10 protein-coding genes are annotated in these 11567 nt (G+C 57.2%); 3 read left to right on the top strand and 7 right to left on the bottom strand.

Going from position 1 to position 11567, the window contains the following annotated elements:
- Positions 1-941 precede the first annotated feature (941 nt).
- From FHT28_RS20130 to FHT28_RS36860, 3 genes are all read left to right on the top strand, one after another.
- Complete coding sequence (locus FHT28_RS20130; protein ID WP_168597152.1) at positions 942-2135, top strand: hypothetical protein; 1194 nt, start codon at positions 942-944, stop codon at positions 2133-2135.
- A 10-nt stretch (positions 2136-2145) separates the two neighbouring features.
- On the top strand, positions 2146-2784 hold the full coding sequence (locus tag FHT28_RS20125) for a hypothetical protein (RefSeq protein WP_168597151.1): 639 nt from the start codon (positions 2146-2148) through the stop codon (positions 2782-2784).
- 494 nt (positions 2785-3278) lie between these two features.
- Positions 3279-3413 carry a helix-turn-helix domain-containing protein gene (locus tag FHT28_RS36860; RefSeq protein WP_348645001.1) on the top strand — a complete coding sequence of 45 codons (135 nt, stop codon included), beginning with the start codon at positions 3279-3281 and terminating at the stop codon, positions 3411-3413.
- Here FHT28_RS36860 and FHT28_RS20115 read toward each other — a convergent pair.
- The 7 genes from FHT28_RS20115 to FHT28_RS20085 form a co-directional block, all read right to left on the bottom strand.
- Entirely contained in the window at positions 3410-4804 is a 1395-nt protein-coding gene (locus FHT28_RS20115) for a ThiF family adenylyltransferase (protein WP_168597150.1), read from the bottom strand. The two genes, FHT28_RS36860 and FHT28_RS20115, sit on opposite strands and share 4 nt — an antisense overlap.
- Positions 4801-5283: a Mov34/MPN/PAD-1 family protein gene (locus tag FHT28_RS20110; RefSeq protein WP_168597149.1), complete on the bottom strand. Its 483-nt coding sequence runs from the start codon at positions 5281-5283 to the stop codon at positions 4801-4803. The genes FHT28_RS20115 and FHT28_RS20110 overlap by 4 nt, the downstream gene beginning before the upstream one ends.
- Complete coding sequence (locus tag FHT28_RS20105; RefSeq protein WP_168597148.1) at positions 5276-5764, bottom strand: hypothetical protein; 489 nt, start codon at positions 5762-5764, stop codon at positions 5276-5278. Before FHT28_RS20105 ends, FHT28_RS20110 begins: the two co-directional genes overlap by 8 nt.
- 4 nt (positions 5765-5768) lie before the next feature.
- Positions 5769-6266, bottom strand: coding sequence for a hypothetical protein (locus tag FHT28_RS20100; protein ID WP_168597147.1), 498 nt, complete (start codon positions 6264-6266; stop codon positions 5769-5771).
- 86 nt (positions 6267-6352) lie between these two features.
- On the bottom strand, positions 6353-9715 hold the full coding sequence (locus FHT28_RS20095) for an ATP-dependent helicase (RefSeq protein WP_168597146.1): 3363 nt from the start codon (positions 9713-9715) through the stop codon (positions 6353-6355).
- Positions 9712-10359, bottom strand: coding sequence for an acetoacetate--CoA ligase family protein (locus FHT28_RS20090; protein ID WP_168597145.1), 648 nt, complete (start codon positions 10357-10359; stop codon positions 9712-9714). Before FHT28_RS20090 ends, FHT28_RS20095 begins: the two co-directional genes overlap by 4 nt.
- The gene (locus FHT28_RS20085) at positions 10356-11153 is read right to left on the bottom strand and encodes a hypothetical protein (protein ID WP_168597144.1); all 798 of its coding nucleotides are present in this window, start codon (positions 11151-11153) and stop codon (positions 10356-10358) included. The genes FHT28_RS20090 and FHT28_RS20085 overlap by 4 nt, the downstream gene beginning before the upstream one ends.
- Between the last annotated feature and the right edge of the window lie 414 nt (positions 11154-11567).

The raw sequence follows: 11567 nt of genomic DNA, 5'->3' as shown, positions 1-11567 counted from the left end.
ATGTTTCGCAAGGCGGCAACGCGAAGAGGCGTCCGCATCATTGCCCCCGGGCAAGTCGTGAATCTAGATCGGAACCCGCTGGAATGGATTGCCCAAATTCAGTCGGCAGACGGTCCACAATCTATTGCCGCGCGGTTCGTTATTCTGGCGAACGGTCGCCGCGGCTTCCCGCCAGTGCGGCGAGCCGGGGTCGATCAAATCGCTCACGACAAGCTCGTTTGTCGATACGTTCGAGTTCCACGGGGCGTCCCAGCCCCCTATTCTGCATTCACCGTCACCGAAGCGGTGGAGGAGGGTTGGTGGTATGCAGGAGCAACTGCGGATGGGAGACGAATACTAGCCTACCACACGGATGCCGACATGCCTACGGCACGACGCGCCTGCAGTCGATCGGGCTTCTTGGAAATGTTGAAAGAGACATACCTCCTCGCCTCCTGTGCATCCGACCAGGTTCCTGATGTGGCGAGGGCATCCGCACGGAGTCAAAGTTCGGTAAACTCCTATGGACTTGGCTGGTGTGCCGTCGGGGATGCGACTTGCGCTTTTGACCCACTCTCGTCCCAAGGTTTGTTCCATGCGCTCTTCACTGGAATCAGTGCCGGCGAAGCACTGGCAGATGCGTCTCGCAGAGACGACACCGCGGCATTGGCGAACTACGAAAACACGATACGAGGCATTGTGACCACTTATCGGAGTAACTTAACCGCCTGCTACGCCCTCGAGAAACGCTTTTATCGCAACGAATTCTGGGCGCGGCGCCAGTCGAGCAAAACGAGCTGGAGGTCGGGGAACGGGGCGATGAAGGGAGCGCTAGGCAATGCCGCGTTGCTTTCCTCAAGCGGTCTCCGAGCGACCCCGGCAAGCAGTGAAACGGCACCCGGCGCATTCAACTGATTAAACCGTGGGCCTTTTGGATCGGCAACGAGAGGAAGGAGTGCGACATGGCTAAAAATGCCAAGCAAGCCCTGGGGTATCCGCGACCTTATCGTCGACGTCCTTCTTCGATGGTTGCGGCTGGCCCTACAGGCAACATCAATATTCTTGGTTTGGAAGTCGTCCAATGCATTCAGGATGTCCAGGGCAGCGTCAAGCTCATCGCGAACAAGACGACGGTAGTGAGGGTCTATATCGATTCGACCTCCGTCGGGCGAGCGGGGAAGATCGCCGGCGAGATTGCATGGAACCGTGGCGGAGCGGAAACTTACCTTCCTGGACTGGCGACCGTGAGTGTCACTCCCTCCAAGCCCATGTCGATGGACGGCCAGCGTAACGACATCGCACAGAGCCTGAATTTCATTTTGCCTCCAGAAGCAATTGTATCGGGCGATCTCAACATTCGAATAAGCAGAATATTCCAGCCGGGGGGAGGAGATCTGCCAATTGGGGTTATCTCCAAGGCCGTTACGTTCGCGCCAGCGCCACCCTTGAGAATAAGGGTGATAGGTCTCCGCTACAAAAACGGTACCGCAGACGTCTCGCCCGCGGCGATCCATTTCGCCTACCTAAAGTCGTTCTTGTTGAGAGCCTATCCGATAGCCGAAATTCAATGGTCGCAGATTGTGGTTGACGCCGACTTTAGCGCGCCCTTGAACGAAGCGACTGCGGATCTTGCGAACGCCCAGATCGCAGCTCTTCGAAGTCGCGAAGTCAGCAACGGCGTCGATCCGAGAACTCATTATTTTGGGCTCGTCGATGACGATTCAGGTCGCAATTTTATGCGCGGAAAGGCATTCTCGATCCCAGGTACCGCGCAGCCTGATGTGGTGGCGTCGGGGCCAGCTGGCGTACCGAATGGCTTCGCTGGGGATCATGACGCGTCCTATGCGGATTGGTACGGCGCTCATGAACTCGGTCACACTTTTGGCCGCTACCACCCGGGCTTCCCCCCAGGCCAACAAGACGCAAGTGATCAGACCTTTCCCTATCCGGATGGTTGCATCAGCACTGCGGATGGTCGTTTTGTCGGCTTAGACGTTGGCGATCCAACCCTGGGGCTCCCATTGCAGGCCCTGTCAGGCAGTGATCATCACGATATTATGACATATGCGGACAATCAGTGGATTTCGCCTTATACTTATCAAGCCATTCTCGGGCGCCTTGTTGAAGAAGATGCGCTCATTCCTCCAACCGTATGAGGATGCCGACATGCCCTCGATTGTAACTGGCGATTTTGTCCATGTTGTCGCGACTGTAAACACCAAGGCAACTGAAGGAAAGATTCTCTACGTCAATCCGTCATCGACCACCGTAGAGAGCGATGCTGCTCCTGATCAGCAAGTCAAGCTGATGGTAACGGATGGATCAGGTGAGCAGCTCTATCTGGAGCCAGTCGTGGTTCGCCATTCGTCCTGTGAAGGGGAGGGGAGGGGAGACGTTGGTATGATCCAGGCCGACATCCCCGTAAAGCCTGGGATGTCCTCAATCCTTCTTCTCGTCGATGGTAAGGAAGTGAGCCGATATGATGCCGGCGCGCTCCCTGAAACCAAAAGCGCCGTGACGATGGGCCTTGGAAAGGCAAATGCAGATGCCCCTCATCGTCGTGCGCTGACATTGGCGGAAGCCTCTCAGATCAAGGCGGAACCGGGTATTTCCTATTCGATTCAGGTCAAACCTGACAACAGCAATTACTGGAACACGATCGCTGTCGGTCGCGCCACTCCTGCAATTGAGATCGATCGCAACCAGTTCGCAGGCGCGACGAAGGCCGAAGTCAAGGTTCTCCGTACAACCGGCTTTAGCGAGCAGGTCGTTGCCGAAGAGGTGGTCGATCTGTTCAAGAAATGAAATCCGTCACAGCCAGGCGTAGATCGCGCGGCGGTGGAAACGATCAACGCGTCCCCCAAGCGTATTTTCGTTCGCGAGGAAGAGAACATTGGGTTGTAAGTCCTCACGCCTCAAGCTAAGGGCAAAACAAGATTAGTGCGAAATCGAGCGCTAGCCAAAATCGCCCATGTTTTCGGAGTTTGCTGCCTATCCTGAATAAAAAGTTTTAGGGGGCATGCTATTTGCGCTCCTGTTTTTGGAACGAATATCGATCTCGGCCATCCCTTTCTCGGCTAAACGTACGATTTCGCACTAATCTTGTTGTGACCCCGAATTCGCATTTGAAGGACAAGATCGCGGCCACTGATCTAGGGTGCCGAGATCGGCTTGAAGGACATGATCGGCTGGCGCTGGCGAAGACGATGATGTACCCAAAACTGGAAGGAACGTCGTACCTTTTAGAACTGCTGGATCGGTTGAGCTTGTGATGGATAAAACCGCTGGTGTCGGCCGCGATGGTGACGAAAACGCTCGACGTGACGCCGCAGACACCGCGGCGGATCGTGTTGGAACTCGGCCTGCGGGAAATGCCCGGGAGGGGAGGTTTCGCGCATGGGGTCACATCTAGCGCGCGACTATGTTCCGACTAACTTGGCGATACGACAGAGCGCACAGTGGTGAATCCATAGCTCCATGGACGGTTAGGCTTGTCGAGCTGAACAACCATGCGCTGGTTCGGTGCCCTCAAGGATAGATCTATTACCTCGAGTTCCGGACCGCCATGCAGCCTGCGGAGCAATTCGCCGACAACGAGGCACGCGGCCACGAGGCCGACAAAGGGTGCGCCGACCGTCCGTGTTGCCAACTGAACCAGTCCGCACGCGTCGATGGCGCCGGATTCCAAAAGAGTGTCGTAAGCGCGTCCCTCGCCCTTGGCACGATCTCGATCCAGACCACCCCACTTGGACCTGCTTGTCACGCTGGCCGGGAAACAGTGAATACGAGCGGCAACGTATTCGTCCGGCCCGGCCCCTAGGCCCGCCTCGACTACCAGCTTTAATCCGGCCTCGTCGAGCGCAGCACGGGCTTCGAGATTGTCCACGCCACACAATGCCACCTGCGGATCGTCGTCGGTAAGATGAAGGTCGCCATCGAATTTTCGTTCGACGATACGCGTCTGGAAACCGCGTCCTTCCAACCATTCCGCCATGACGCGGGTCTTTTTCTCGCCAACGCGATCCAAAGTCGTAAGAAGGGAAGTACTATCATTCGCTTCGGTGAGCCTGTCAAAATCCTGAAGGGTAATCTCGACTGCCTCAGGCTGTTCAAAGTCTAACAGAGCCATGGTCCACAAATACGCCTGACCCAGATGTCCGAGACCTATGAGCCAGAGCCTGCTCGGGGCTGCCTGGATCGCGGGAGCGTCGTCACCGCCGTGCCAGTCCAGGGCTCCCGGGTCCCACAGCGACATCCCAACAGTACGATGGCCCGCAAGGACGTAACCGCGCAGGTTCTGAAAGATCTCGCTCATAGCGATCGCCCCGGCCAGGATGGCTCCAAGCGTCGAATCCGCGCGCTCCGAGAGCCGTTCGCATTCGCCGACAGGTCCGACGCCGCCTCGCCAGCCATCAAAAGTAGCAACGAAACACGGTACAGTGACTGTCGTCGGAAGGGTCGCGCTGCCCAGGATGATGGTCGGCGAATCGTCGTGGGGTTTGTCGACCCAGGTTCCGCCGAGCGATGCGACCGCTTGGGACAGCGTGTCGCCCACGCCGGGCAAAGCAACCAAAAGCGGGACATCCAGCGCACCCGCTACATGCACGCCACCGAGCAGGGATCGCCGGCCCGTGTTCACCATCGTAAGCAAGGCGACCTGATGCGCCCGGGATGCTTCGACCTCTGGCCCAGCGATGATATTGACTCGATAGCGCGAAAAAAGGGCATATCCGTCCGCCACCGATGCGACCTCGCCTGTATCGAGCGCCATCTTGACGCCGCGATGAAGATTGTCCGGAGAAATTTGACGAGGGTCGATGGTCATCTGAAGGTTCCCGTTTTGAGGAGGCCACGCGCACTCCAACCACTAAGATTTGTCCACTGGTGATCGCCTTCATACCGGTACATTCCGAGCTGATGGCGCCAGTGCGGGCCACGTGCGAAATTGGGGACGATTAGTGCAATGTGCCCGGATGTCGAGACCATGGGGTTCGTCCGATCCGAATGACTTTGCGCAGGGGAGCCGGGATGGGTGTGAACGTCTGCTATGACTGCAAGCCCGGCTTTTCGGCAGATCGACCACAGGCGGTCGAACGACTCCCCGTAGAGCACGCAAACGCCGGTCGAATATGCGTCAGGGTCGAGTTCGTCGTAGAAAACCCAATGCGACGCGACACGCTTTCCTTTCTCGGATTTTCCGAGCAGAAAGGCGCCCGACTCGTGGCGCTCACCGCCACGGCGATGAAGCTCGGCCAGACCGGCGAGCCAAATCGCCCGAGGGATGACAATCTTGATTCTATCCATGGCGTACTCCGCGGTAGTCTTCTGAACTGAGCAGTTCGTGGACAGCCCGAAGGTATTGGGCGATGCCGTCCTCCGGGCGCCAAATCAGGTCGGCGTGCTCCTGTCGCCAGTTCTCGTGTCCCGCGAAGCTCTCGCGATCGCAGGGGATGTAAAGACAACTGCCGTTCTTCCAATCGGTGCGGAAGATCGCCGGAACCCGGCTAATTCCGGACGGCCACTGGTGAAAGGGGAGAGGGCGATTGTTGCCCGGATCCCAAAGGCAGGCGGTCGGAGCTGCTTGGGGATAGCCGGCGCAGTTCAAGCGCAGGCAATAGCTGTTTGGTGATTGAGGCCGCGGCGCGGCCGCGACCTCAATCAAGACATAGGGCCAAGCCACGTCAATCAGACGCCACCGGCCTGAGTGTTCCCCGAGAAGGAAGGCACCGCCAACCAAATCTGCCATAAGCGAGCGCTGGTCCGGAGACACAAAAGCCACGTTCATGGCACTAGCCCTCTACGCGCTTGCGCGGAACAAGGGTGAATTCCACCGAGCAGGTGCCCTTTGCCACCAAGGTACCGATAGACACGTCCTCATCGGGGCGATGGCTCGTACCAGTGATCTGGAGTACATGCTCGCTAGCGTCGACCGGGGTCATGCCGATTTCTTTCACGAACCAGCGCTTGACGCGGCCCACTGTCGCGGCGGGGTTGAACTTGCGCTGCTCAAGACGTGCGTTGAATGCAACGCTTGCTTCCACGCGCTTGCAACGGTGAAGAATGACGCGATCCTTGTGCTTGACGCCCTGCGCAATCAGCGGAATAGCGGCATCGAGAGGATCTTCCTTCTCTTCAAGAAAGATGAGCGCTTCGTTGCGGATGTCATCCGGCAGGCCGCGCTCAACGGCGGAGCGGATGAGATCAGCAAAGGTTGCAGTGTCTGAAAGTTCAATCAGTTCGATGGTGGAAGAGCCTTCGAACTGGACGAAAAGCGTGATTTTGTTCATTGTTTTGCCTTTTGCGTTGCCGCGGCTCTCTGCCGCACGACATCTACAACCGGCATTTCGCGCCTATCGGAAAAAGCTCCCGGTAATTATTTTGCTGGCGCCGAAAGCCGGACGCCGTCGGCCGCACAAATGAAATAATACGGACACGTCGGACAGCTCCGGTCTGAGGTGACAGGATCGAAGCGCCCTTGCGCAATACCTTCAAAACTGTCCTCGATGTCGCCGGTTATGTCATGATTGACCGCGCCGCCACTTGACCGCTCACCAGTCCACAACGAGACATGCTCGAAGCCAACGCGCGAGCCCGGGTTTTCCCTCGCAACTATCGAATAGATCAGCGCGTCGCGGACTCGCATTTTCTCCTTCTTGGCGAGGCGGCCTGCCTTTAGCCGCTGAATGATGATTCCGGACCCGCTAGACTGGATATTATCGGCGCTGGCCACGACCTTCTTGCCGGCGACGACCAGTCCCAACGCGGTCGGAAGGCCCGGTGCGCCAAGTTCCTTTTGGGCGAGCGCGAGCATTTGCATTGCTGTTCTTTCATAAAGAACGCCATGAGGATGATCGACGGGCCCATGCTCTTGCCAGTTTTCAGAAAACTGCTGGCCCATGCCGCCCCATTCTGACGACGGCGTGGCCTGCAACCACTTTACAGTCGAGCGCACGACCGAGATGAACCGCAGGTATGGCCCGCGCTCGGTTCGGGAGCGCAGCTTTAAAATGTCCTGATAGTAAAATTTGCGCGGACATTCGCCATAGCGTTCGAGTGCTTCGACCGTTATCTCCTCAAGCCCGGTCATGTCGGATTGGAGCCCAGGATAGGGTGAAGCCTGCTTACCCTCCGAAACCCAGGTTGGAGCACTCGGCCTCGGAATCATGTTCTTGATAGGATCCAGAAGCGGAGAGGGATTGGGCCGTGGCTGGCCTCCGTATCTGTTTGATCGCGACAAACTCAATACGTCCTTGGCTCGCGAAAGCGCGACGAAAAATAGGCTTTTCTCCTCCACATCGGTCGTCAGCAATGGATCGCTTTCGATCATCCCAGGCGGTGGTGGGCAAGGATCATATCGATTGTTGGGAGGAAAATGCGATGGGCTAAGGCTCGGAATATGGACGACCGGAAACTCAAGCCCCTTGCTAGCGTGGACTGTCATCAATCGCACGGCGTCGATCCCGGCGGCGGCGGCCGGTAGCCTACGAAATTCCTTTTCCTCATCAAGGATCTCAAGCCTGCGCACGTAGTCCAGGAACGCCCGCTTTGGATCTCCCTTGGCCGAATGGTGCTCAAAGGCAATCTGGAGCAGTTGGTATATCGCGAGTCGGCGCTGCTGAGCGATGACCGTATCTCCGACTAGACCTTGCGCCAAGGCGCCACCTTTATTGAAAAGATAGTCTGCCAGCAGAAAATGTGGGGATGTCTTGAATTCGACGTCGGCAACGTCCGTAGCGAGGCGCTTTAGACCCTCTACACCTTCGTCGGAAAGGCCGCTCGGGTCGATCCCTACCTTGAGCATGGCGAGGAGGCTTTTCTCGCCGCCAGCTGCCCGGTGAAGAACCTCGATGATGTCGGTGGCAGGTATCGCGTATTTTGGCCACTGGCCCACGCGCATCAAGCCAAGGCCATCATGGTCGGCTGTAACAGAAAGAAGTGACAGGAAATCACGAATCTCCGGTCGTTCGAAGAAATCGCCGAAATAAAGGCTGGGAATGCCCGACCGTTCAAGATGGGCGGCCACTCTGACCAGCGTGCCATGCGACCGGGCCAACACTGCATGGTCTCTATAAGCCCCTCCATTGGAGACCTCTTGCTGGATGCGAGCCGCGATACCCTGTTGCTCGGCCTCGCGTGAGGCGGCGACATTGAATTCGACGACCCCTGTGTCAGATCCTCTGTCTGGATGAAGTGGTTTGCTCCCGGACCCTTCTGCGAGATTTAGCGTTCTGCCGAAGGCCTCGAAGATCGACACGATCCGGCCGCCGGAGCGATAGTTCACCTCGAGGTCCGTAGGCTCCGGCGCCTTGAAACGATCTCTGAATTTCGACATGTTGATAGGGGAAGCGCCACGGAAACGGTAGATGGATTGCTTCACGTCGCCGACGACCCACGGCCCATATTCCGGATCAGCCAGTAGCCGCAGAAATTCACCGCTCGCACGGTTCATGTCCTGATATTCGTCGACCAGGACATTGCGGTAGGCTGTGCGGACTTCTTGGGCAATATCCGGCCGTGCCTTGAACAGCTCGATCGGGCGGATGATGAGGTCACCGAAGTCAACCATTCCTCGCTTGCGCAGCGTATCGTCATAGATTGCGTAGACTCGCGCCACCTCGGAGGCTTTCAAGGAGGCATCGGGGTCTGACTCCATCATAGCACTGGCCAGCTCAGCATATCTCGATGGACTACAGATTTCGTCCTTCGCGCGGCTGATCGCAGCAACAATGGACTTGAGACCTCGCAGCGGCTCATGAAGATCGAAATAAAGGTCGAGGTCGAGAGAGGGCATCAGTTCCTCGAGGAGGAACAATTGGTCCGTTCTGGTCGCGAGCTTAGGCGCGTCGTTCGGTCCGATATCGGACCAATACAGGCGCAAGGTCTCCAAGCCAAAAGCGTGAAACGTACCGGTCCAGACGCCAGCGCTTTTATCCCCGATGGTGGCCTGAATTCGCGAGGCAAGATCGAACGCGGAGTCATTCGAGTATGTGAGGGCGAGAATGCTGCTCGGAACCTCCCCCTTGTCGATCAAGTGCGCCACACGGCTAACGAGGGTTCGTGTCTTGCCCGTGCCAGGCCCTGCTCGCACTTGATAAGGACCTGCGGGCGCGGTGATCGCCTTAAGCTGGCTGGCATCGGGATCAGGCTCCTTTCGATGCGGCCGGACAGGTGGGTCGTCAGGCAAAAGGAGCGCATCGGCAAGCTGTTGAAGAACGAGATGTCCCGGCACCTTTAGTTCGTGCGCGATCTGCGCGGCCGTCGTTCCGCCGGCCAGAAACCTGGTCCTGAGCTTGTCGCGCGGAAGAAGAAATTCGCGCCCGAAGAGGTTGGCCTGGGCCTCCCGCCTTTGCTTCGGGCTATAGGCATCGCTTTCACCAACGGCAGATCCCTCTGGCTCGGCGGGCGTCCATTCGTTGATATCGCCGTGAGTGCAGTGCCCCGCCACATCATGAAGGCGGTGATGACCGAACTCATGCGCCAGGCAGAAATTTTCGTCTTCGATTTCAAGATTGTTCGCACAGAGGATTTTGGCAGGTTCCGGATCCTCGGCAGAGACATAGGTGGCCCGTGCCCCATCGAGCAGGATGCTGTCCGGCGAGAGCATCTTGATTGTTACGCTACTCTTTTCCCGCGCACGCAAGATGAGCACTTTCGCCGGAACCAGTTCCCCAGTTTCCCCGGCAAGTTCCTCGTGCCACTGGCGCGCCTGCGAGCGAACCTCATTCCAGCTGGTCATGGTGGTCCAGTTCCTTCATCGATCGAGCGGAGCCACTCGTTTCTGAGCTCCAAAGGCAAGCTTGACGATCTAATGGCGTCCTCGAAGCTCTCGGTCTTTACCTGGGCGCGTCGTTGACTTTTTTGCAGGGCACCCTTCGACGTTGGCCGAGGTGATGCTGCAAGGATGTGCCAGATCTCGGCAGCCGAGGTGCCGAGTGTGGTCGCCAGCATGCTGACGACACGCCTTGGAATGCTGCCGACCACGATGCGAGAGAGGTCCAACTTCATCAGAATTTCCTCGTCCAGACGCACACGATCTGCGAGCGATGCCAGGCTAAGACCTGCGCCCTTGCATAGCTGCGCCAGCGTCGTCGTCTTACCCTCGGCGGCAGGGACGAGGACGGCCTTTGGCTTGCGCGCATGCAGGAGGTTCAGGGCATGGCTGACGCCAATGTTCGCGAAACGTTCCGACCGGGATTCTATGACCTCGTCGTCGCCCATTTCTTCTCGGACCGCCCATTCCGCGAAATAGTCAGAAAGCTCGTCGGCGAATTGCGGATACCGGTCGATCCATTGGACGAGCTGCTGGTGTGTCGGAGTAACCTTCTCTTCCAGGAGAAAGGTCACGATGTCATCGAAGGTCATGGTGGGATCTGTCATCATTGTTCTTCTCCGTAGGCCTCGCGCATCTGGTCTTCAGCGCGTGCGATCCAATATTGGACAGTGCGGCGCTGTTCGGGACGGAAGCCAAAATGGCGCAGTACTGACGGAATATTCGGATCTTCATCATACATCGGCCAGCCGCGCATTTTGCGCAGGACGAACGCCTTGCGATGACGCGGATCGGTCTCCGCCCTCAAAAGTCGGCGGATCAAACCCCGATCCGCCTTCGCGGCCAATAGAGTGTACGGGGTATCATCGGAGGGAATTGCATCGAGGGGATCTGGCCGGTCGCCATGCTTGGACGACATCAGTATCTGGTTCGGTGAAGGGTGGGCCTTGTAGGCGGCAGCCACCTTGTCGGCGAGCTGTTTGACTTTCCCTTTGAAGTCGATCTCGAGATATTCTGAAGTACGTGTGGGGTTTTCGATCACGATGAGCGCCGCGAGCATTTTGGCCAACTCAGCGTCAATCACTTCCAACGTCGTCGGATCGAACACTCTATCCAAATAGCCCAGCACCCTACTGGCTCGCCGGAAAATTTCCGCAAGGAGCGGCCCGAAAACCTGCTCTTCGTCCATGGCGTGACGCGAGAGATAGACAAGTGTCTGAGTTTTCCAACGTTTCGCGTCAGCGAAGACAATCCGTGTCCATTCGGAAACGGGATATTGGATCACTTCCGTGATCTGGCTCTCCACGTCGGCGAAACGGACATAGGGCGCACCGCTCCGTTTGTGCTGGGTCAGCGGGACGGGCCTTTTCAGCGGCCCAGGTTTGCTTGTGACAAGAACGCTCATGCCTTCCTACAACCCCTGGCAGGACCGAATCGGAAAAACTGATCGAAAATATTTTGCCAAGCCGCCGAAAGTGGTCAAGCACCTCAGAATACGTCCCGGCCGAGACTAGATCATCTGTATATCCTGAAATAATGGAGAAGCGCTCTGGTGGTTCTTGATGCTATTGAGGATGATTCTCTCTCGCTTGTCTCGAATGCCCGCATTCGCTTCCCTTTCGAAATAGGGCATTCGAATCGACCGCCCTCAGTTTCTAATAATACGAGCGAAATAATATCTGTGTTTCAGGCAGGGCAGATCTCGCATGCAAAGCCGGGTTCATGCAATCTGTAGTAGGATAATCGGGAATCGGCAAATGCAACTCATTTTCGGCTTAGCAGCGGATGGTCGAGTATATCCAGATTCGTATGATGCGAC

Origin of the sequence: Rhizobium sp. SG570 (assembly GCF_012275345.1) — a bacterium.
In the GTDB taxonomy this organism is placed as follows: Bacteria; Pseudomonadota; Alphaproteobacteria; order Rhizobiales; family Rhizobiaceae; genus Rhizobium; species Rhizobium lusitanum.
This window is presented reverse-complemented; position numbering and strand designations above follow the sequence as displayed.